This is a genomic window from Pseudomonas anguilliseptica, assembly GCF_900105355.1.
Lineage (GTDB): Bacteria > Pseudomonadota > Gammaproteobacteria > Pseudomonadales > Pseudomonadaceae > Aquipseudomonas > Aquipseudomonas anguilliseptica.
On sequence record NZ_FNSC01000001.1, the window covers coordinates 245,436 to 267,075 of the forward strand.

A 21,640-nucleotide genomic window follows, 5' to 3' on the forward strand; every position below is an offset into this window, starting at 1 on the left:
CCAACGGCACTGAACAGCGCCCTCTACAGCGGCTGGGTGCAGCACCGGCGGTTTGCCCCACGGCTGCACAACTTCCGCTACCGCATGGGCCTGCTCTACCTCGACCTGAGCGAGCAGGAGGCGGTGCTCGCGCTGTCGCCCCTGGCCGGACGTGGCCGCTTCGCGCCCTTTGCCTTTCGCGAAAGCGATTACCTGCCGCAGTTCACCGGTGCCGGTATCAGCCTGATCGACGCCGTGCGCCAGCGCGTGACGGAAGCCCTGGGACGCACGCCACTGGGCGCCATCTGCCTACTGACCCAGCCGCGCAGTTGGGGGCTGAGTTTCAACCCGGCGAGTTTCTTCTACTGCCATGAGGCCGATGGTCGCCTGGCGGCGATTCTCTGCGAGGTGAGCAACACGCCTTTCCGTGAGCGTTACCACTATGTGCTGCCGGCCGATGGCGAGGGGCACCAGCACGTCGCCGTGGCCAAGGCATTTCACGTCTCGCCGTTTCTGCCGCGCGAGCTAGAGTACCGCATGAGCTTCAGCCCGGCCGGTGAGCGCCTAGGTATTCATATGGCCGACTGGCAGGGCGAGGAAAAACTCTTCGACGCCAGCCTCAGCCTGCAACGCACTGAACTCAACCACGCCAGCCTGCACCGCTACCTGCTGCAGTTCCCCTGGATGACCGGCAAGACCCTAGCCGCCATCTACTGGCAGGCCCTGCGTCTGCTGCTCAAACGTATTCCCCTGTTCACCCATCGGGCCGCTGAAGGTGATTTCCGCGTCGCCCGCCCCGCATCAAAGGAAGTCCCCCATGAAAAGCTCTAGCCTGACCTCCGCCAAACATGTGGTGCGCGCCGGCAGCGGCATTGGTGCCAGCCTGCTGCGCCGTGCGGTATTGCGCCAGCTGAAACAGCTGCGCCATGGCCAACTGGTGATCATTGAAGGTGACGAACGCATGGAGTTCGGCGATGCCCACTCCAGCCTCAGCGCCGAGATCCGGGTGCAGGATGGCGCCGTCTGGGGGCTGGTGGCCGGCAATGGTTCGATCGGCTCGGGCGAGGCCTATATCCACGGTTACTGGACCACCCCGGACCTGACCGCAGTGTTCCGCGTGTTCGTCAGCAACCTGGAGGTGCTCGACGCCATGGAAAGCGGTCTGGCCCAACTTGGCCGCCCGCTGATCCAGGGCCTGCACTGGCTCAACCGCAACACCCGCAAGGGCTCGCGCAAGAATATCTCGGCGCATTACAACCTGGGTAACGACCTGTTCGAGCAGTTTCTCGATCCAACCATGATGTACTCGGCGGCGATGTTCCAGAGTGCCGACGACAACCTGGAGCAGGCGCAGCTGAACAAGCTCGAACGCATCTGCCAGAAGCTGGCCCTCAAGCCCTGCGACCACCTGCTGGAAATCGGCACCGGCTGGGGCAGCATGGCGATCTACGCCGCCACCCACTACGGCTGCAAGGTCACCACCACCACCCTGTCGCGCGAGCAGTTCGCCTATACCCAGCAGCGCATTGCCGAACAGGGCCTGCAGGGGCAGATCACCCTGTTGCTGGAGGACTACCGCGACCTGGCCGGGCAGTACGACAAGCTGGTGTCAATCGAGATGATCGAAGCGGTTGGCCATCGCTTCCTGCCCACCTATTTCGAGCAATGCGCCAGCCTGCTCAAACCTGACGGCCTGATGCTGCTGCAGGCCATCACCATCCGCGACCAACGCTATGAGCAGGCGAAAAATGCCGTGGACTTTATCCAGCGCTATATCTTCCCCGGCGGCGCGCTACCCTCGGTGAACAAGATGCTGGAAATCATTACCGCCAAAACCGATATGAACCTGCATCACATGGAAGATTTCGGCCTGCACTACGCCCGCACCCTGCGCATCTGGCACGACAACCTGCGTCTGGCGCGGCACAAGCTGGAGCAACAGGGCTATGACGATTACTTCTTCCGCCTATGGGAGTTCTACCTGTGCTATTGCGAGGGCGGCTTTATCGAGCGCACCATCGGCACCGCGCAATTGCTGCTGGCCAAGCCGGCGGCCCGTCCTGCTCCGCTACTGGGAAATCTCAATGCCTAAATTGATCGTCAACACCCTGCTATTTCAGCTCGGCTGGTTCGCCTGCGTGTTTGGCGGCGACAGCCTGTGGCTGCTGATTGTCGCAGCGGTGCTGGCGGTGCATCTGCTGTGGACCAGCAGCTGGGCGGCGGAAGGCAAGCTGCTGATCAGCGTGTTTCTCGCCGGCAGCGCGCTGGACAGTTTTCTGCTCAACCTCGGCGTGTTCGACTTCAGCGAGCCACGCACGCTGATCCCACTGTGGCTGGCCAGCCTGTGGCTGCTGCTGGCCACCACGCTCAACCACTGCCTGGCCTGGACCGCACAACCCTGGTGGCGCGGCAGCCTGCTGGGCGCCATCGCCGCACCGCTGTCCTATTACGGCGGCGCGCAGATCGCCGGCGTCGGCCTGCCCTACGGCACCTGGCAAAGCCTGCTGCTGATCGGCGTCATCTGGGCACTGGTGATGCCCGTGCTGCACGGCTTTGCCAAGCTCTATCGCAGCCAGTACGAACAGCGCCTGCGCACACGCCAGTCGGTTTAACAGCTCGGCTCATCGCCAGGTGGATGGATAACAGCAGCCACCCTATGTCGGCAGCAGACGCCGCAAGAACACCGATGACGTACACTGCGCTGCATGAGTCAGAACATCCCCCATACCCAACTCGCGGATAAACCCGCAGTCAGCTGCAGCAACTGCGCGGCCTGCTGCTGTCAGCTGGAAGTCATGCTGATCACCGATACCGGCGTGCCGCCGCGCTATATCGATACCGATGACTGGGGCGGCGAAGTCATGCTGCGCCTCGACGACGGCTGGTGCGTAGCGCTGGACCGCAACAGCATGCGCTGCACCATCTACGAGGTGCGCCCACTGATCTGCCGCGAATTCGAAACCGCCTCCCCCGAGTGCCTGGACGAGCGCAAAAGCATGAGCAGCATCTACCGCTAGCGGTATTGCCGTTACAACGCCCGCACCACATGCCAATCCAGCCCAAAACGCGCCAGGTATTTACGCAGCCGATCCGCATCGTTTGGCTGGCTTTTGCCCTGGCGCGATTGCGCAAATAACTGGCGCCCTGCATCCGACAGGCTGGCAGCTTCGCGACACAACGCCACCACCCCTGGCAATTGCAACTGATCGAACAGATCCAGCGCCTGCCAGCGCTCGCCCAGCAGGCGCTCCAGCTCCTGTTGCATGCCTGCCTTGGCCAGCCCTTTGCCGCTCCAGGCGCTTTGCAGACGCAGAATTTCATCCTCCACCAGGGCCTCGTCGATCCGCCCGCTGTCGGCCAGGGTGGCCATACGGGTGATCGAAGCCGACAGTTCGCGGAAGTTGCCGCTCCAGGTCGCCTCACGGCTGCTGGCGAAGGCCAGGTAACGCTGCCGCGCCTGCAGATTGAAGCGCACTTGGCGGCCCTGCTCGCGGGCATAGCGCTCGAGCTCGAACTCCAGGTTCGGTTCGATATCCTCACGCCGCCCGGCCAGTCCCGGCAGTTCAAAGGTCCAGAGGTTGATGCGGGCGAACAGATCCTCGCGAAACAGCCCCTGCTGCACCCGCTCGCGCAGGTCGCGGTGGGTGCCGGCGATCAACAGAAAGTCGCTTTCCACCTCCTTGTCGCAGCCCTGGGGGAAGAAGCGCTTTTCCTCGATGGCCTTGAGCAGCATGGCCTGCTCGTCCGGCCCCAACTCGCCGATTTCATCGAGAAACAGCATGCCGCCATCGGCCGCGCGCAACAGCCCTTCGCGCGCGTTCTGCGCGCCGGTAAAGGCGCCTTTGCTATGGCCGAACAACGCCGACACGGCGCCGTCGCCGCGCAGGGTGGCGCAGTTGACCTCGACAAAACGCCCCTGCAGCAGATGCCGGGCGCGCTTGAGCTCATAGATGCGCCGGGCCAGAAACGACTTGCCCGAGCCCGTCGGGCCGACCAGCAGCATCGGCGCGCGCGAACGCACCGCAACCCGTTCGATCTGCTCGATGCTGCGGTTGAACGCCGGGTTGCGCGTGGCGATACCGGATTTGAGAAACGCCAGGGTTTCCTGCTGCTCGCGACGAAAGCGCGTGGCAATACCGTCGTAACGTGACAGGTCGAGGTCGATCAGGGTGCAGGTGCCGCTGTGCGTGGCCTCCTCCGCGCGGCGCCCCGGCGATGTCTGCGCCAGCCGCGCCGGCAGGTAGCGCGCCTCGGTCAGGAGGAAGCAGCAGATCTGCGCGACGTGGGTGCCGGTGGTGATATGCACGAGGTAATCCTCGCGCTCGGTATCGAAGGCATAGCCGCTGACAAACTCATGCAGCGCGCCGTAGACCTCCTGAAAATCCCAGGGATCACGCAGGGCCATGGCATGCAAACACACCTCGGTTTCCGGCGAGACCGCAGCGATATCGTCGCGTATGCGCCCAGCCAACCCGGCGTCGCGCGGGCTGTTGATCAGTTCGAGGCGGTCAATCAGCAAATCCTGCTGCTGACACAGGCCAACGCTGGGCCGCCACTTGCTCCAGCGATTGGCACCCTTGCCAACTCTATCCAGGGTGGCACCGACAAAGCCGATGGCAACGGTTTTCCTAGCGAACATTCTTATACCAAAAGATAAATAGCGATAACAAAATATAGCAATGCAAGTAGCCAAACCCGAACAGATTTTATTCCAAGCTCAGAAATTAAAATATTTTCCATATAAATCAATAATTTATAAAAATATTTCACCAGCCTGAATATTCTGGCACGCCCCTCGCTACATCCCTCTCGACCACAGCGCCAGGCAGGCCAACGGGTCGGGAGTCATATCCCGCCGGTGCAGGGATCCACCTTCGGGTTCGGATGCCCCGTATGCCGCCACCGCAACGCTCGGTCACTGGCTCGGTAGCTCAGTCGGATAGAGCAATCCTCCTCGGAGGATCGGTCGCAGGTTCGAGTCCTGCCCGAGCCATTTCGATAGCTCAGTCGGATAGAGCGGTCTTCTTCGGAAGACTTGTCGCGGGTTCGATTCCCGCTCGAAAAATGCCCTCTCACGGCAGCTACACCGCAGCACCGCAGTACCCGTTGGCGTGGCAGAGACGTTTCGCTGCCGCCGCCGATCCGCCCGGCCTCGTGCTCGAGCGGCGGGCAGAGTCAGCGTCGGGCCAAAGCAGGCCTTACGACCAGGACGGTCGCGACCCACGCTCACCCCGCCGCCCCAGTACGGACGCCCGGCGGGTCGGCGAACGCCAACACCAGTAAGCAGATACCGATAAGAAATAACGAAAAAGGAATTAACGATGAACATGTTCAAACGCTTAGTGGTGAAAAAAAACGAGCGCGCAATGCTGTACGCCGAAGGCGATTTCCAGACCATTCTGGAGCCCGGCCTGTACCGCCGTTTCGATCCGCGCAACCGCCTGAGCGTTGAAGTGTTCAGCCTGAACTGCCCGCGCTTTGAACACCGCCTGACCGGTTACCTGCGCAAAGAGCAGCCGGCACTGATCGAGCGTCACTTCGAGCGTTTCGATACCGCCGAGCACGAGGCAGGCCTGCGCTACGAGGACGGCATGCTGGTAGAAATATTGCCGCCCGGCAGCCGTCGCCTGTACTGGAAGGGCCAGAACGAACAGCGCCTGGAGCGCATCGACCTGAGCCAGGAGTACCGCTTGGACGCCGCACTGGTCGCCCTGCTCACCCAACCCGGCCTGCGCAGCCAAGCCTTGCAGGGCCTGGACGCAGTGTTGCTGACCCAGGTTCCGGCGTTTCAGGTCGGCGTACTCAAGGTCAATGGCGAGGTGATCGAACTGTTGCCGGCCGGCCACTACGGCTTCTGGCGCTTCAACCGACAGATCAACGTCGAGTTGGTGGATATACGGATTCAGGTCCTGGAAGTCAGCGGTCAGGAAATCCTCACCCGCGACAAGATCAGCCTGCGCCTGAACCTCGCGGCCAACTGGCACTACAGCGACGTGTTGCTGGCCCATTCGCGCCTGGCCAAACCCCAGGAGCACCTGTACCGCGAGCTGCAATTCGGCCTGCGCGCAGCGGTGGGCACCCGCACCCTGGACGAACTGCTGGAGAACAAGCAGTTGATCGACGAGGCAGTGAGCAGCCACCTCGCCGCCAAGCTGCCCGGCTGCGGTCTGGAGGTCAGCAGCCTGGGCGTGCGCGACATCATCCTGCCCGGCGAGATGAAAACCTTGCTGGCCCAGGTGGTAGCAGCGGAGAAAGCGGCCCAGGCCAACGTGATCCGCCGCCGCGAGGAAACCTCGGCGACGCGCTCGTTGCTCAACACCGCCAAGGTGATGGAAGACAACCCGACGGCCCTGCGCCTGAAGGAGCTGGAAACCCTGGAGCGGGTGGCCGAGCGCATCGACCGGATTTCCGTGTTCGGTGGGCTGGATCAGGTGCTTAACGGCCTGGTGAGCCTGGCCCCGAAATAACAGCGCCGCCGGCCTACCGAGGCAGGCGGCCTGCACAGAAGATGCAAGGATAGGCAGCATTATGAAAAGCGGAAAACAACGCCGCCGGGAAATCAAAACGGCTCGCCGATTGCGGGCTACCAAGGCGCAGCAAGCCCTGATCGAACATCTGCCGCTGGGCTTTAGCCCAACCGCGGCAATAGCGGTCAACCCAGCGTTGTTGGCGTCCTACAACAGCTACGGCGAGCCGTTATTTCTCGCCCGTGGCTGGTATCAGAATCAGCCGTTTCGTTGCATCGACTGCGGTAAGGACGAAGTCTGGACCGCTGCACAGCAACGCTGGTGGTACGAAGTGGTACAAGGCTCGGTATACGCCAATGCGGTGCGCTGCCGACCCTGCCGCCTGATCCGCCGCCTGGCTGGCCGCGCTCAGGCAACACGTTAAATGCGCACGGCCCTATAGCCGGCACTTATTGAATACAGAGACAAGACCATGAAAGACACAAGCTACCAACTTTTAGAAGTCGCGGGCGGCAAGCCGATCAAGCTCTGGACCCAGGGCGTGCCGGTGGAAACCGAGGCGCAGCAGCAGCTGATCAACACCGCCAAGCTGCCGTTTATCTTCAAACACCTGGCGGTGATGCCGGACGTGCACCTGGGTAAGGGGTCGACCATTGGCAGCGTGATCCCCACCCTCGGTGCGGTGATCCCCGCCGCAGTGGGCGTGGATATCGGCTGCGGAATGATGGCCGCGCGCACCTCGCTGACCGCCAGTGATCTGCCGGATAACCTCAGCGGGCTGCGCGACGCCATCGAACGCGCCGTGCCTCACGGCCGTACCAATACCCGCGCAGGCCGCGATAAAGGCGCCTGGGAAAACGTACCCACCGCCACCGATCAGGCCTGGGCGAACCTGGCCGGGCGCTTCAAGCTGATCACCGATAAACAGCCGCGACTGGAAAAAACCAACAACCGCAAACACCTGGGAACTCTGGGCACCGGCAACCACTTTATCGAGGTCTGCCTGGACGAGGCGCAGCGCGTCTGGTTCATGTTGCACAGCGGCTCGCGCGGCGTGGGTAATGCCATCGGCAGCCTGTATATCGAACTGGCCAAGGCCGATATGCGCCAGCACATTGCCAACCTGCCGGACAAGGACCTGGCCTACTTCGAAGAAGGCAGCCAGCACTATCAGGACTATGTGGAGGCCGTGGGCTGGGCCCAGGACTTCGCCCGGCAGAACCGCGAGCTGATGATGCAGGCAGTGATAGCCGCGGCGCGCCAGGTGATCGGCAAGCCGTTCGAGGCCAGCCTGCAGGCGGTCAACTGCCACCACAACTATGTGCAGAAGGAGCGACATTTCGGCGAAGACGTACTGATCACCCGCAAGGGCGCGGTCTCGGCGCAAAAGGGCGAACTGGGCATCATCCCCGGTTCCATGGGCGCGAAGAGCTTTATCGTTCGCGGGCTGGGCAACCAGGAAGCGTTCAGCTCCTGCAGCCACGGCGCCGGCCGGGTGATGAGCCGTACCCAGGCGAAGAAGCAGTTCAGCCTGGACGACCAGATCCGCGCCACCGCCCATGTGGAATGCCGCAAGGACCTCGACGTGATCGACGAGATCCCCATGGCCTACAAGGACATCGAAAAAGTCATGCACGCCCAGCGCGAGCTGGTGGAAGTGGTACACACCCTGCGGCAGGTGGTGTGCGTTAAAGGATAGGAAGTATGAAACATCTGAAAGAATGGCTGGCGCGGCTAAAGAGCCGCACCGTAAGCGGCGATTACTGGGAAAACCGGCGCCACCACGAAGCGCTGGAGGTGCTAGCGGCCGGCGAGGCTCACGGCGATTGGCTCACGCTCAGCACTCACAGCAACGGCTTCGTCCGTGAGGTCGCAGTGCGCGAGCTGAGCGAACAGCCTTCGCCCGATGCGCTGGCGGCGCTGCTCGAGCGCGTCAACGACTGGGTGCCGCAAATACGCCAATTGGCCCTTGATGGCGTGCAGCACTATCTGGTGCCTGAGCATGCACCGGCTTTGTTGCATGCACTGCAACCGCTGATGGCCCTAGCCGAACGCCAGCGTGCCGACCACAGCCAAACGCTGGCGGCAACACGCGAAGCCTTGCAAGCACCCGAAGTACGCAATGAGGTGGAAACCGCATTCACCGCACTCCACGGCAAAGCAGCGCGGTTTCTCTTTGCGCTTTTGCTGGAAGCGAGCGACGAGCCAGCGGCCCTGCTGAGCAAGGCGCTGGGCCATCGAGAGATGACCGTACGACAACTGGCGGTTTCGGCCTGCCAGACCCTACCAGCCGAGCTAGCGCGCCCTCTGCTGATGCAAACACTCAAGACACCGGGCGCCAGCGTACGGGTCAATGCCTTGCGCTGTCTGCTACCGCTACTTGATGAGCCGCGTGCGTTGCTGCGTGAAGCACTAATGGACCCATCACCGGCGGTGCGCAGCCTGGCACGCTGGGCGGCACCACGCTGGCAGGTGGATGCACGCGAAGTGCTGGATGCCCGCCTTCATCAGTCAGCGCCATGCAGCAAGCGCGACTGGCTGGGGCTGCTAGGCCTAGCCTGCGAGCTAGCAGTGGAACTGGAGGAACACTGGAAGGACGCGGCCCAGCAGGCCCCCGCGAGCAGTGTAAGGCTGGCTGCCGTCGAGAACCTCACGCAAGCAGATCTCGCGAGGCAGTTGATGGCGCTGGATGACTCCGCTGACAAGGTATTCGCCAAAGCGGTCGAGCGCCTGCGTACGCAGGACTGGAATCGGGTGGCCAGAGAGTTCGACATCAGACTGGATGACGGCTGGTACGACCTGCCCAGCAACCGGCGTACTGCGCTACTGCGATTGCGACCACGCTGGCAACAATTGGCCTATTTGTTACGTCGCCTGGATAACGCTCCTGAAGAGCAGGCGTACTGGCTGGAACAGGTGAATATCTGGTGCAGCGGACAGTACCTGATGGTCGACCCGGTAACGGCGAAGCCTGAACGAGAACTGCTGACGCAGAGGGTCGAGAGGCTGGAGTTCGACGGTCTCCTGCTCAAGGGCAGCGCTAATCGATTGCGCTGAGCAATACATACAGAACAGAAAGGAAGAACTACATGGAAAGGCAGGAACGCCACCCGCTCTCGGCAGAAATGCGTGAGTGGGTATTGCGTGAGCTGAAAGCAATAGAAGCGCAGCATGAGGTCACCGTGCTCTACGCCTGCGAGTCGGGTAGCCGTGCCTGGGGCTTTGCCTCGCCGGATAGCGACTACGACGTGCGCTTCGTCTATGTGCCGCGCCAGCCTTGGTACCTGCGCGTGGACGCGCCGCGCGATGTGATCGAGCGGCCGCTGAGCGATGAGCTGGATATAGGCGGCTGGGAGCTGCGCAAGACCCTGCAGTTGCTGCGCAAATCCAATCCCACGCTGCTGGAGTGGCTGGACTCTCCGCTGATTTACCGCAGCGAGCCGGGGGCCGCCGAGCAGTTGCGCGAGCTGGCCGAGCAGTTCTACTGCCCGACCGCGGCGCGTCACCACTACCTGTCGATGGCCAAGAAGAACTTTCGCGGCTACCTGCAGGACGAGCAGGTGCGCTTCAAAAAGTACCTCTATGTGCTGCGCCCGCTACTGGCCGTACGTTGGATCGACCAAGGCCTGGGCCGGCCACCGATGACCTTCACCGCGCTGCTCGACGCCACCGTGCGCGACCCTGCCCTGCTGGCGGAAATCGATGCTCTGCTGACGCTCAAGCGCCAGGTGGTGGAGTCGACCTATGGCCCGCGCCGTGAAGCGATCCATGGGTTTATCGAGCAGGCTTTGCAGCAAGCCGACATGCAGCCGGCACTGCCCAAGGCGGGCGGCGACACGGCCGATCTTGACCGCTATCTGTGCGAGACGGTGCTGCGCTATTCGTAACCCGGGCGCGTGAATGCCCGGCCTGTCTAATTTGGATCAGAAGTATGCAAACGGAATTTTTGGAACTGGACGGCGCCATCGGTGGTGGCCAGGTACTGCGCAGCGCGCTAAGCCTGTCGATGGTCAGCGGGCGGCCGTTTCGCATCGTCAATATTCGCGCCCAGCGCAGCCGGCCGGGCTTGTTGCGTCAGCACCTGACCGCTGTGCTGGCGGCGGCCGAGGTCTGTGACGCGCAAATCGAAGAGGCGCTGTTGGGCTCGATGAGCCTGAGTTTTCGCCCTGGTGCAATCAAGGCCGGCGACTACAGCTTCAGCATCGGCACGGCCGGTAGCTGCACCCTAGTGCTGCAGACGCTGCTGCCGGCCTTGCTGCTCGCCCCCGATAACAGCCGCCTGCGGATCAGCGGCGGCACTCATAACCCGGCCGCGCCGCCGAGCGATTTTCTCCAGCAGGCCTGGTTGCCGCTGTTACGGCGTATGGGCGCGCAGCTGGAATTGAGCCTGCTGCGCCATGGCTTCGCGCCGGCCGGCGGCGGGCAGTTGGAGCTGCATGTGCAACCCGGCCAACTGAAGCCGCTGCATCTAGAAACGCGCGGCGCCGTGCTCGATCAACAAGCTCGCTGCCTGCTGGCCGGTGTGCCCGGCCATGTCGGCGCTAGGGAATTGGAACGCCTAGCGAAACGCCTGAATCTGCCGGAAGAGGCGCTGCATTTCGTCCACCTGCCGCAAGAGCACGGCCCGGGTAACGCATTACTGCTGGACGTACGCTGCGAACATGTCAGCGAGCTGTTCGCAGCCTTCGGTCAGCCGCGACTACGCGCCGAGAACGTCGCCGACCAGGTGGCGAAACAGGCCCGCGATTGGCTAGGCAGCGATACGGCAGTAGCCGAGCACCTGGCCGATCAGTTGCTGCTGCCCATGGCCTTGGCCGGCGGCGGCAGCTTTACCACGCCGCGGCGCACCGCGCATTTGGACAGCAATATCCAGGTGATCGAAACCTTTATGCCGGTACGTATCCACTGTGAAACCCTCGGGCCGGAGCGGATACGAGTCAGTTTGCTGGCTGCCGCCCCAAGCAACTGACAAACCAATAAAAAGCCGGATAACAATCCGGCTTTTTAACAGCTCAAACCGCTAGAAACTCATGCGGTAATGCAGGCTATAGCTCTCAACCCCGTCGTTAGGCTGTTTAAGCCCGGCGTTGGAGTAATGCAGGGCGCGCAGGCCAACCTCCTGCCCAGCGAAACGCACACCAAAACCGATGCGGTCTTCGAACTGGAAAGACGAGCCCAGATCGTTGTCTTCCAGCTCGGTGCTGCTGAACGCGGCAATGCCGATCCCGGCTTCGATATAGGGTTTGAAGCGCTCGCCAGCAAACTCGTAAACAAACACCGGGCTCAGCGAAAGGCTGTGGTTGCCGGAGGCTTCATCCCCATCCCAGTAGGTGTACGCCGCATCCCAGTAACCGGTCAGGCGACCGACGTCACTGGCAAACCAGCTCTGCTTGAAATCGAGCTGGGTGCCCAGACGGTAGGTCATGGTCGAGTCGCCCGTCTGGCCGACCGCCAAACTTAGATCCATCGCCTGCACGGCACTCACCTGCCCCCAAGCCAAGGCCGCCAGCGCAGCCAAGGTCACGACTTTTCTCATGGTAATAATCCTTATCCACCCAAGTAGAAGTTTGCTGACACTGCCTGAGAGTATAAAAATCTTTAGCTGCAGAGAAAGCCGACTTACGGCTAAACAGTGCTGGGCAGACCGCTGACCAGCGCCGCGTCGCCCCAGAGCAACGGCAACACCCGCTGCATGGCTGCGGGATCGCCGCTCGACCAGAACTGCGCAGGCTGCGCCGGGCCGCTGGCCAGTAAATCATGGCAAGTCAGCAGGCGCTGAACCTGCCGCGCCACCGCGACCCCAGTGTCGATCAGGCTGATCGAATCCGGCACCAGGCTGCGCAGCAGCGGCTTGATAAAGGGGTAATGGGTGCAACCGAGAATCAGCGTATCGCAGCCCTCGGCCAGTAGCGGTTCGACAAAGCCCTGCAGCAACTCGCGAGTGGCGGCGCTATCCAACTCACCGGTTTCAATACGCTCGACCAATCCCGGACAGGGCTGAGTAATCACCCGCACATCGCTGGCAAACCGGTCGAGTAGCGCGGCGAATTTGGCGCTTTTCAGCGTGCCAGTGGTGGCCAGCACACCCACCACGCCGGATTGCGTCGCAGCCGCCGCAGGCTTGACCGCCGGCTCCATGCCCACCAAGAGCAGCTGCGGGTACAACTCACGCAACTCGGCCACCCCCGCCACCGTGGCGGTGTTGCAGGCCAGCACCAGCGCTTTGGCGCCCTGGCTGAGGAGAAACTCGGCCAGCACCCGGCAACGCTCGCGGATAAACTCCGGGCTCTTTTCACCGTAGGGCACATGACCACTGTCGGCCACATAGAGCAGCGACTCATTCGGCAGCAACGCGCGAATCTCGCCCAGCACCGACAAACCGCCGACGCCGGAATCGAATACGCCAATCGGCGCGTTAGTCACCGCAGACCACCCCACATACACTGCAGCCCGGATCACGCTTGACCCGCAGCTCACGGAACCGGCTGCCAAGCGCATCGATCAACAGCAAGCGGCCAACCAAGGGTTCACCAAACTGTGCCAGCAGCTTCAAGGCTTCCAGCGCCTGCAAACTACCGACCAGCCCCACCAACGGCCCGACTACGCCGGCTTCGCTGCACGTCAGCTCGGCCTCGCTGCCATGACCGTAGATGCAGTGATAGCACGGGCTGTCATCACGGCGAGGGTCGAATACCGACAGCTGGCCTTCCAGGCGGATCGCCGCGCCACTGACCAGCGGCACTTTGGCCGCTACGCAAGCGGCGTTGACCGCCTCGCGGGTGCCGAAGTTGTCCGAGCAATCCAGCACCAGGTCAACCGCCGCTACGGCGGCAGCCAGGGAGTCGCTGTCCAGGCCCTGGCGGTGCGCTTGCAGGCGCAGCTGTGGATTGATCGCCAGCAGACGCTGGCTCGCCGAATCGACCTTGCTCTGACCGATGCTGGACGTATCGTGAGCAATCTGTCGCTGCAGATTGGTCAGGTCGACCGTATCGAAGTCCGCCAGATGCAACTCGCCCACCCCGGCAGCAGCCAGGTACAGCGCCACCGGCGAGCCCAGGCCACCGAGACCGATGATCAGCACGCGGCTGTTTTTCAGGCGCAGCTGGCCGGCGATATCGATCTGTTGCAGCAGGATCTGCCGACTGTAGCGCAGCAGCTCCTCGTCATTCAGCATGTCGTGCGGGCTCATGGCGTCACTCATTATCAAAGCGTCCCAGACTGATGCGCTCATGGCCGCCGAGGTCACGCCGGCTTTCCACCGCGTTAAAGCCGCGCGCACTAAGCAGCTCGCGCACCGCTGCGGCCTGGTCAAAGCCATGTTCCAGCAGCAGCCAGCCGCCTGCTTCAAGATAGTCCGGCGCCTGTTGGATGATCAGGCGGATATCATCAAGACCGTCCGCACCCGCCACCAGGGCACTGCTCGGCTCGAAGCGCACATCACCTTCGGCAAGGTGACGGTCATCGGCAGCAATGTAAGGCGGATTGCTGACGATCAACTGATAGCGCTGCCCGGCCAGCGCGCTAAACCAGTGGCTTGCAATAAAGCTGGCATTGGCCAGTTTAAGGCGGGCGCGATTGCGTTCGGCCAGCGACACCGCCTCGGGCACACGATCCACACCGGTCAAGCGCCAGGCAGGGCGCTCGCTGGCCAAGGCCAGGGCAATCGCACCGGTACCGGTGCCCAGATCGAGCAGCGCGGCAGGCGTGGCGGGTAACAGCGCCAGAACGGCCTCCACCAACAGCTCGGTATCCGGACGCGGAATCAGGGTGTGCGACGCCACCTCCAGGTCCAGGCTCCAGAAGCCCTGCTGGCCGAGGATATAGGCCACCGGCTCACCGGCCTGACGCCGAACGAGCGCGGCCTGATAACGCTCAAGCTGCTCATCCTCAAGCTCGCGCTCCGGCCAGGTACGCAGATAGCTGCGCGACGTGCCAAGGACATGGGCGAGCAAAAGCTCGGCGTCCAGGCGCGGGGTGGGCGAGTCGGGTAGTGCGGCAGCGTTGAGCAGAGAGTCGATGGTGGACATATTTCTCTCGTAGGGTGGATCGGGGCGCGCAGCTCGCGCTTTATCGATCCACCGCAGACATCTGGTGGATGAAAAAAGCGTCATCCACCCTACGTGGTACATGGCGTAGGGTGCGCCGTGCGCACCACAGGACTCAGTCGCCCAGCGCAGCCAGCTGATCGGCCTGATATTCGACCAGCAGCGGCTCGATAATCGCTTCGACGCCGCCGGCAATCACTTCGCCCAGCGAATACAGGGTCAGGTTGATACGGTGATCAGTCACCCGAGCTTGCGGGAAGTTGTAGGTGCGGATGCGCTCGGAACGGTCACCGGAGCCCACCAGCAGTTTTCGCGAGTCGGAAATTTCCTTGTGCGCGGCGGCTTCCTGCTGGTCCTTGAGTTTCGCCGCGAGCCAGGCCATGGCCTTGGCGCGGTTCTTGTGCTGTGAGCGCTCTTCCTGACATTCCACCACGGTGCCGGTGGGGATGTGGGTGATGCGGATCGCCGAGTCGGTGGTGTTGACGTGCTGACCACCCGCACCGGAGCTGCGGTAGGTGTCGACACGCAGATCGGCCGGATTGATGTCGATGGCCATTTGCTCATCCGGTTCGGGCAGTACCGCGACGGTGCAGGCTGAGGTGTGAATACGGCCCTGGGATTCGGTTTCCGGAACGCGCTGCACGCGGTGCGCACCGGATTCGAACTTGAGCTTGCCGTAGACGTTGTCGCCCTCGACCCGAGCAATTACTTCCTTATAGCCGCCATGCTCGCCTTCGCTGGCCGACAGCACTTCTACGCGCCAGCCCTGCTTCTCGGCATAACGCGAGTACATACGGAACAGATCACCGGAGAAGATCGCCGCCTCGTCACCACCGGTGCCGGCACGCACTTCGAGGAACACGTTACGGCCGTCGTTGGGGTCTTTCGGCAACAGCATGCGCTGCAGCGTGGCTTCCAATTCGATCAATTGCGCCTTGGCTTCGGCGACTTCTTCCTCGGCCATTTCACGCATGTCCGGGTCGCTGTCCTTGAGCAGCGCCTGGGCGCCTTCCAGATCCGCCTGCACTTTACGAAAGCTGCTAAACGCCTGATACACCGGCTCAAGCTCGGCGTATTCCTTGGAATAGGCGCGAAACTGCGTCTGGTTGCTGATCACTTCGGCATCACCGAGCAGCGCAGTCAGCTCTTCGAAACGATCCTGCAACAGGTCGAGTTTATTGATCAGTGACGCTTTCATTGCAGACCTTTATTGATTGACCGAGCTGCTATGGGTAGATGCAGGCGGCGCGCCCTCGTCGAGGGCAAACAGTTCCTGAGCCACGCCCAGTGCATCGACGCGGCCGTCAGCGGAGAATTTTTTCAGCTGCACGCTGGGCGCATGCAGCAACTTGTTGGTCAGGCCACGGGCCATTTGCGCCAGCACATCTTCGGCGGAGCTGCCGTTATTAAGCAGACGCAGGGCCTTGCTCAGCTCCTCGTCACGCAAGCGCTCGGCTTGCTGACGGTAGGCCTTGAGCACATCCACCGCTGCCAGCTCGCGCAGGCGCTGCATAAAGTCACGGGCACCGGCGCTGACCAGTTCTTCGGCGGCCTGGGCCGCGCCCTGACGACTTTTGAGGTTTTCCGCGATCACCTCATGCAGGTCATCCACGGTGTAGAGGTAGACGTCATCCAGTTCGCCAACTTCCGGCTCGATATCACGCGGCACGGCAATGTCGACCATAAAGATCGGCTTGTGCTTGCGCTGCTTCAGCGCCCGCTCCACCGCGCCCTTGCCGAGAATTGGCAGCTGGCTGGCAGTGGAGCTGATAACGATATCGCTGTTGACCAGTTCATCAGGGATTTCCGACAGCAGCACGGCGTGCGCGCCGAACTGCTCGGCCAGGCTGCTGGCGCGCTCCAGGGTGCGGTTAGCCACGACGATGCGCTTGATGCCCTGATCGTGCAGGTGGCGGGCGACCAGGCTGATGGTCTCGCCGGCACCGATCAGCAGCGCCTGGCTGCGGTGCAAGTCGGCGAAAATCTGCTTGGCCAGGCTGACGGCGGCAAAAGCCACGGATACCGGGTTTTCGCCAATCGCGGTATCGGTGCGCACGGTCTTGGCAGTGCTGAAGGTCGCCTGAAACAAGCGCCCGAGCAGCGGGCCGAGGGTGCCGGCCTCACGTGCGACGGCAAACGCCGATTTCATCTGGCCGAGAATCTGCGGCTCGCCCAGCACCATGGAGTCCAGCCCCGAGGCCACGCGCATCATATGGCGCACGGCGTCGTCATCGGCATGGATATAGGCGCAGGCACGCAGTTCTTCGAGGCTCAAGCGATGGTAGTCGGCCAGCCAGGCCAGCACTTCGTCAGCGCTCAACTGGTCCTGCTCGAGGTACAGCTCACTGCGGTTGCAGGTCGAAAGAATCGCCGCCTCCCGGCTGCTGGTACGCTGGCAGAGCTGCTGCAATGCCTCAACCAACTGCTCAGGAGTGAAGGCCACGCGTTCGCGGACGTCCACCGAGGCGGTCTTGTGGTTGATACCGAGGGCAATAAAGGCCATGCACGTCGCTGACAGGGAGTGGAAGCCGGCAATTGTCCTACTTCGGCAAAGCGAGAACAACCACTGCGGCCTATTGTCCCAATAGCCAGGTTCATCTCTTAATCCGCATCATTGCAGCCCATGGGCTTGCCCCAGCGCTTGTGTCATGATGCCCAAACCGCAGGTTGGCCACATACTCTTCCTATGAATAGATCCTTCGCGTTGCTGACTGCCGCTGCCTTTTTAAGCGGCTGCCAGACTTTTGCCCCCTCTGCCCCGGATGGCACGCCACCGGTGGAGGATCCCGCTGTTGTCGCCACAGAAACCCAGCCGCAGGTTTACCGCAACTTCAGCCAGGAAACCCTGCTGTCGCTGCTGATTGCGGAACTGGCGGGCCAACGCAACCGCTTCGACATTGCCCTGGAAAACTATGTAGAACAGGCCAATGCCACTCAGGATGCAGGCGTCGCCGAGCGCGGCTTTCGTATAGCCGAGTACCTCGGCGCCGAGCAGCCTGCACTGGAAACCAGCCTGCTGTGGGCCAAGACCGCCCCCGAAAATATTGACGCGCAGCGCGCCGCTGCCGTGCAGCTGGCCCGCGCCGGCCGCTATGACGAATCCATGACCTTTATGGAGCAGGTGCTGCAGCGTCAGGGCAACACGCATTTCGACTTCCTCGCCCTATCCGCTGCTGAAACCGACCCGGATACCCGCGCCGGCCTGCTGCAAAGCTTCAACCGCTTGCAATCGAAATACCCGGACAACAGCCAGCTGCAATTTGGCAAAGCCCTGCTGCTGCAACAGGATGGCCAACAGCAGAAAGCCCTGGAGCTGCTGGAGCAACAACCCAGCAAAGATCGCCCCATCGCCTCAATCCTGCTGCATGCACGCCTACTGCAAAGCCTTGAGCGCAACGACGACGCTCTGCCACTGCTGGAAAAAGGCATTGAGCAGCATCCGGACGACAAGCGCCTGCGCCTGACCTACGCGCGCCTGCTGGTGGCCGAAGACCGCCTGGATGAAGCCAAGGATGAGTTTGCCTCGCTGTTGCAGCAATACCCCAGCGACGACGACCTGCGCTTCTCCCTGGCGCTGGTCTGCCTGGAAGCCAAAGCCTGGAAGGAGGCGATTGTCTACCTGGAAGAACTGGTCGAGCGCGGCAGCCACAGCGAAGCGGCGCACTACAACCTGGCCCGCGCCTACGAAGAACTGGATGACATCCCCAGCGCACTGATCGAATACGCCTTGGTTGGCCCCGGCAATGACTACCTGCCCGCCCAGGCTCGGCAGAGCGATCTGCTGTTCAAGGCGCAACGCGCTGATGAAGCCTCCGAGCGCCTGCGCCAGGCCCGCGAGAGCCAGCCAGACTACGCCATCCAGCTGTACCTGATCGAAACCGAGGCCTGGTCCAAGCAACAGGACACCGAGCGCGCCTGGCAGCTGATCCAGCAAGCCCTGGAACAGTTCCCGGAAGACCTCAACCTGCTCTACACCCGCGCCATGCTCGCGGAAAAACGCGACAACCTTGCCCTGCTGGAGCAGGACCTGCGCTTTATTCTCGAGCGCGAACCAGACAACGCCATGGCCCTCAACGCCCTGGGCTACACCCTGGCCGACCGCACCACACGCTATGCCGAGGCCAAACAGCTGATCGAGCAAGCGCGCCAGCTCAACCCGGAAGACCCGGCGATTCTCGACAGCCTCGGCTGGGTCAATTACCGCCTGGGCAACCTGGATGAGGCTGAGCGCCTGCTGCGCCAAGCGTTGCAGGCATTTCCCGACCACGAAGTCGCCGCCCACTTGGGTGAAGTGCTGTGGGCACAAGGCAAGCAGAAAGAAGCGCGCAAACTCTGGCGTGAAGCCCTGAAACAGCAGCCCGACAGCACTATTCTGCGTAGCACCCTGCTGCGCCTGACCGGAGCAGAGACACTCTGATGCTTGCTCGCCACCTGATAGTTTTCAGCCTGATTACATTACTTGCAGGCTGCGCTGGCCTGACCTCCCGCGAAGCCCTTGAGGGCCAGGGCGATGCGCAAAGCTGGCAGACCCACAAGCAGCAGATCAGCCGCCTGGACGCCTGGCAGATCAACGGCAAAGTCGGCATCCGCGCACCGAAAGACTCCGGTAGTGGCACCCTGTTCTGGCTGCAACGCCAGGATTACTACGACATCCGCCTGTCCGGCCCACTAGGTCGCGGCGCTGCACGCTTGACCGGCCGCCCTGGCGCCATCCAGCTGGAGGTGGCCAATCAGGGCCGCTACCAGGCCGAATCGCCGGAACAACTACTGCAAGACCAGCTCGGACTGAACCTGCCGGTTTCGCACCTGCTCTGGTGGATTCGTGGCCTGCCCTCCCCCGACAGCAAAAGCCGCCTGAATCTCGACAGCCACAGCCACCTAGCGCAACTGAGCCAGGACGGCTGGCACGTCGAGTACCTGAGTTATGCCGAGCAGAATGGTTTTTGGCTGCCAGAGCGCATCAAGCTCAGCGGTTTTGATCTGCAAGTCACCCTGGTGATCAAGGACTGGCAGCCACGCCAGCTCGGCCAATGAGCGCTCCAGCAATTCCCGCCGCTGCCGAATTGATTCTGCCGGCGCCGGCCAAGCTCAACCTGATGCTGCATATCCTCGGCCGCCGTGCCGATGGTTATCACGAACTGCAAACGCTGTTTCAGTTTCTCGACTTCGCTGATGAACTGGGCTTTGCCCTACGCACCGACGGTGAAATTCACCTGCATACGCCCATCGACGGCGTGCCCCATGACAGCAACCTGATCGTGCGTGCCGCGCGCCTGCTGCAACAGCAAGCCAAATGCACACTGGGGGCCGATATCTGGCTGGACAAACGCCTGCCTATGGGCGGCGGCATCGGCGGTGGCAGCTCAGATGCCGCCACCACCCTGCTCGGCCTCAACCACCTGTGGCAGCTGGGTTGCAACGAAGACCAACTGGCCACCCTGGGCCTCAGCCTGGGAGCAGACGTACCGGTATTCGTGCGCGGCCACGCGGCCTTTGCCGAAGGTGTGGGTGAAAAGTTGCAACCGGTCACCCTGAGCGAACCCTGGTTTCTTGTCGCGATTCCGCAAGTACTTGTCAGCACAGCGGAAATTTTCTCCGACCCCGAGTTGACACGGGATACGCCGCCCATTAAAGTTCGCAGCCTTCTTGAGGGGGGTGGTCGTAATGACTGCCAGCCGGTGGTCACGAAGCGTTATCCAGAAGTTCGTAACGCTTTGATCTTGTTGAACAAATTTGTTCAAACCAGATTAACCGGCACTGGAGCTTGTGTGTTTGGGAGCTTCCCAAACCAGGACGATGCTGATAAAGTCGCCCGCCAACTTCCAGCCACTTTGCCAAGTTTTATTGCCCAAGGCCGCAACATCTCGATGTTGCACCGCAAGCTAGAAACATTGGTCAGGAAGTGAATGTCCGCTTTTAGTAATTAAGAGCACAGAGTTGTACGGTAATAGGGGCGTCGCCAAGCGGTAAGGCACCAGGTTTTGATCCTGGCATGCGTTGGTTCGAATCCAGCCGCCCCTGCCATTTCCGCCCTGGAGCGGATACACAACTCAAGGCATTCGGTTACACAGGATACAGGGGCGTCGCCAAGCGGTAAGGCACCAGGTTTTGATCCTGGCATGCGTTGGTTCGAATCCAGCCGCCCCTGCCATTTTCTGTACTCATCCAGGTATACCCCCAGCCGGCAGGTACTGCGCGTGTCCAAGATGATGGTTTTTACGGGGAACGCTAACCCCGATCTGGCGCGACGTATCGTACGTCAGCTGCACATTCCCCTCGGTGATGCTTCTGTCGGTAAATTTTCCGACGGCGAGATCATGATTGAAATCAACGAAAACGTCCGCGGTAAAGACGTCTTCCTGATTCAACCGACGTGCGCGCCAACCAACGATAACCTGATGGAACTGGTAGTGATGACCGACGCCTTCCGCCGCTCCTCAGCGACCCGAATTACTGCAGTTATCCCCTACTTCGGCTATGCCCGCCAGGATCGCCGCCCGCGCTCCGCTCGCGTGGCAATCAGTGCCAAAGTTGTGGCTGACATGCTCACCGTTGTAGGCATCGACCGGGTGTTGACCGTCGACCTGCACGCGGATCAGATCCAAGGCTTCTTCGATATCCCGGTAGATAACATCTACGGCTCCCCCGTACTGGTGGACGATATCGAAGACCAGCGCTTTGAGAACCTGATGATTGTCTCCCCGGACATTGGCGGCGTGGTGCGTGCTCGCGCTGTGGCCAAGTCCCTGGGTGTTGACCTGGCGATCATCGACAAGCGCCGCGAGAAAGCCAACCACTCCGAAGTGATGCACATCATCGGTGATGTTGAAGGCCGTACCTGCATCCTGGTCGACGACATGGTGGATACCGCCGGCACCCTGTGCCACGCCGCCAAAGCGCTGAAAGAACATGGTGCCTCGAAAGTCTTCGCCTACGCCACGCACGCTGTATTGTCTGGCCGCGCAATCGAAAACATTGAAAAATCCGTACTCGACGAGCTGGTGGTGACCAACACCATCCCGCTGTCCGCTGCGGCGCAATCCTGTTCGCGTATTCGCCAACTGGACATCGCCCCGGTAGTCGCTGAAGCGGTTCGTCGCATCAGCAATGAAGAATCGATCAGCGCGATGTTCCGTTAATTCGGCACAC

The 21,640-nt window shown here is 61.9% G+C and carries 21 protein-coding genes and 4 tRNA genes; 18 read left to right on the plus strand and 7 right to left on the minus strand.

The features are described from left to right. The first annotated feature begins 9 nt into the window (after positions 1-9). The 4 genes from BLW24_RS01235 (at position 10) to BLW24_RS01250 (ending at position 2,996) form a co-directional block, all read left to right on the plus strand. Positions 10-810, plus strand: coding sequence for a DUF1365 domain-containing protein (locus BLW24_RS01235; protein WP_090387596.1), 801 nt, complete (start codon positions 10-12; stop codon positions 808-810). Continuing rightward, positions 797-2,071: an SAM-dependent methyltransferase gene (locus BLW24_RS01240; protein WP_090375650.1), complete on the plus strand. Its 1,275-nt coding sequence runs from the start codon at positions 797-799 to the stop codon at positions 2,069-2,071. The genes BLW24_RS01235 and BLW24_RS01240 overlap by 14 nt, the downstream gene beginning before the upstream one ends. Further along, entirely contained in the window at positions 2,064-2,591 is a 528-nt protein-coding gene (locus BLW24_RS01245) for a DUF2878 domain-containing protein (protein WP_090375653.1), read from the plus strand. Before BLW24_RS01240 ends, BLW24_RS01245 begins: the two co-directional genes overlap by 8 nt. Before the next feature lie 93 nt (positions 2,592-2,684). Continuing rightward, positions 2,685-2,996 (plus strand): YkgJ family cysteine cluster protein, encoded by a 312-nt coding sequence (locus BLW24_RS01250; RefSeq protein ID WP_090375655.1) that lies wholly within the window; start codon positions 2,685-2,687, stop codon positions 2,994-2,996. Positions 2,997-3,007: 11 nt separating this feature from the next. Here the strand turns inward: BLW24_RS01250 and rtcR are convergent, their stop codons facing one another. After that, complete coding sequence (gene rtcR, locus BLW24_RS01255; RefSeq protein WP_090375658.1) at positions 3,008-4,618, minus strand: RNA repair transcriptional activator RtcR; 1,611 nt, start codon at positions 4,616-4,618, stop codon at positions 3,008-3,010. A 281-nt stretch (positions 4,619-4,899) separates the two neighbouring features. Between rtcR and BLW24_RS01260 the strand changes: the two genes are divergently transcribed. From BLW24_RS01260 to rtcA, 8 genes are all read left to right on the plus strand, one after another. Continuing rightward, positions 4,900-4,972, plus strand: a tRNA-OTHER gene (locus tag BLW24_RS01260). Then, a tRNA-OTHER gene (locus BLW24_RS01265) sits at positions 4,972-5,041 on the plus strand. Before BLW24_RS01260 ends, BLW24_RS01265 begins: the two co-directional genes overlap by 1 nt. A 259-nt stretch (positions 5,042-5,300) precedes the next feature. Further along, positions 5,301-6,446 carry a slipin family protein gene (locus tag BLW24_RS01270; RefSeq protein ID WP_090375661.1) on the plus strand — a complete coding sequence of 382 codons (1,146 nt, stop codon included), beginning with the start codon at positions 5,301-5,303 and terminating at the stop codon, positions 6,444-6,446. 61 nt (positions 6,447-6,507) lie between these two features. Further along, a complete protein-coding gene (locus BLW24_RS01275) occupies positions 6,508-6,870 on the plus strand; it encodes a zinc-ribbon domain containing protein (protein ID WP_090375665.1) in 363 nt (120 codons plus the stop codon). Between the two features lie 48 nt (positions 6,871-6,918). Continuing rightward, a complete protein-coding gene (locus tag BLW24_RS01280; RefSeq protein ID WP_090375668.1) occupies positions 6,919-8,145 on the plus strand; it encodes an RtcB family protein in 1,227 nt (408 codons plus the stop codon). A gap of 5 nt (positions 8,146-8,150) precedes the next feature. Then, positions 8,151-9,503: a HEAT repeat domain-containing protein gene (locus tag BLW24_RS01285; protein WP_090375671.1), complete on the plus strand. Its 1,353-nt coding sequence runs from the start codon at positions 8,151-8,153 to the stop codon at positions 9,501-9,503. Positions 9,504-9,535: 32 nt separating this feature from the next. After that, positions 9,536-10,333 carry a nucleotidyltransferase domain-containing protein gene (locus tag BLW24_RS01290; protein WP_090375673.1) on the plus strand — a complete coding sequence of 266 codons (798 nt, stop codon included), beginning with the start codon at positions 9,536-9,538 and terminating at the stop codon, positions 10,331-10,333. Between the two features lie 44 nt (positions 10,334-10,377). After that, positions 10,378-11,415 (plus strand): RNA 3'-terminal phosphate cyclase, encoded by a 1,038-nt coding sequence (gene rtcA, locus BLW24_RS01295; RefSeq protein WP_090375676.1) that lies wholly within the window; start codon positions 10,378-10,380, stop codon positions 11,413-11,415. Positions 11,416-11,466: 51 nt separating this feature from the next. Here rtcA and BLW24_RS01300 read toward each other — a convergent pair whose 3' ends face one another. The 6 genes from BLW24_RS01300 to hemA all read right to left on the minus strand — a co-directional run bounded on the left by BLW24_RS01300 (position 11,467) and on the right by hemA (position 16,994). Beyond that, positions 11,467-11,982 carry an acyloxyacyl hydrolase gene (locus BLW24_RS01300; protein WP_090375681.1) on the minus strand — a complete coding sequence of 172 codons (516 nt, stop codon included), beginning with the start codon at positions 11,980-11,982 and terminating at the stop codon, positions 11,467-11,469. An 89-nt stretch (positions 11,983-12,071) separates the two neighbouring features. Beyond that, positions 12,072-12,869: a glutamate racemase gene (murI, locus tag BLW24_RS01305; RefSeq protein ID WP_244161057.1), complete on the minus strand. Its 798-nt coding sequence runs from the start codon at positions 12,867-12,869 to the stop codon at positions 12,072-12,074. Continuing rightward, complete coding sequence (locus BLW24_RS01310; RefSeq protein ID WP_090387597.1) at positions 12,862-13,620, minus strand: molybdopterin-synthase adenylyltransferase MoeB; 759 nt, start codon at positions 13,618-13,620, stop codon at positions 12,862-12,864. The genes murI and BLW24_RS01310 overlap by 8 nt, the downstream gene beginning before the upstream one ends. A 19-nt stretch (positions 13,621-13,639) precedes the next feature. Beyond that, a complete protein-coding gene (gene prmC / locus BLW24_RS01315; RefSeq protein ID WP_090375686.1) occupies positions 13,640-14,473 on the minus strand; it encodes a peptide chain release factor N(5)-glutamine methyltransferase in 834 nt (277 codons plus the stop codon). 133 nt (positions 14,474-14,606) lie between these two features. Next, positions 14,607-15,689, minus strand: a complete 1,083-nt coding sequence (gene prfA, locus BLW24_RS01320; protein WP_090375689.1) for a peptide chain release factor 1 — start codon at positions 15,687-15,689, stop codon at positions 14,607-14,609. Between the two features lie 9 nt (positions 15,690-15,698). Then, positions 15,699-16,994 (minus strand): glutamyl-tRNA reductase, encoded by a 1,296-nt coding sequence (gene hemA, locus BLW24_RS01325; RefSeq protein WP_090375692.1) that lies wholly within the window; start codon positions 16,992-16,994, stop codon positions 15,699-15,701. Positions 16,995-17,177: 183 nt separating this feature from the next. On the opposite strand from hemA, the gene BLW24_RS01330 reads away from it, so the two are divergent. The 6 genes from BLW24_RS01330 to BLW24_RS01355 all read left to right on the plus strand — a co-directional run bounded on the left by BLW24_RS01330 (position 17,178) and on the right by BLW24_RS01355 (position 21,630). Next, entirely contained in the window at positions 17,178-18,908 is a 1,731-nt protein-coding gene (locus BLW24_RS01330) for a tetratricopeptide repeat protein (protein WP_090375695.1), read from the plus strand. Continuing rightward, positions 18,908-19,525 (plus strand): lipoprotein insertase outer membrane protein LolB, encoded by a 618-nt coding sequence (lolB, locus tag BLW24_RS01335; RefSeq protein ID WP_090375698.1) that lies wholly within the window; start codon positions 18,908-18,910, stop codon positions 19,523-19,525. The genes BLW24_RS01330 and lolB overlap by 1 nt, the downstream gene beginning before the upstream one ends. After that, positions 19,522-20,397, plus strand: coding sequence for a 4-(cytidine 5'-diphospho)-2-C-methyl-D-erythritol kinase (gene ispE / locus BLW24_RS01340; protein WP_090375701.1), 876 nt, complete (start codon positions 19,522-19,524; stop codon positions 20,395-20,397). Before lolB ends, ispE begins: the two co-directional genes overlap by 4 nt. A 43-nt stretch (positions 20,398-20,440) precedes the next feature. Beyond that, positions 20,441-20,515: transfer RNA gene (locus BLW24_RS01345), tRNA-Gln, on the plus strand. 52 nt (positions 20,516-20,567) lie between these two features. After that, positions 20,568-20,642: transfer RNA gene (locus BLW24_RS01350), tRNA-Gln, on the plus strand. A 46-nt stretch (positions 20,643-20,688) separates the two neighbouring features. Then, entirely contained in the window at positions 20,689-21,630 is a 942-nt protein-coding gene (locus tag BLW24_RS01355) for a ribose-phosphate pyrophosphokinase (RefSeq protein ID WP_090387598.1), read from the plus strand. Positions 21,631-21,640: the final 10 nt, after the last annotated feature.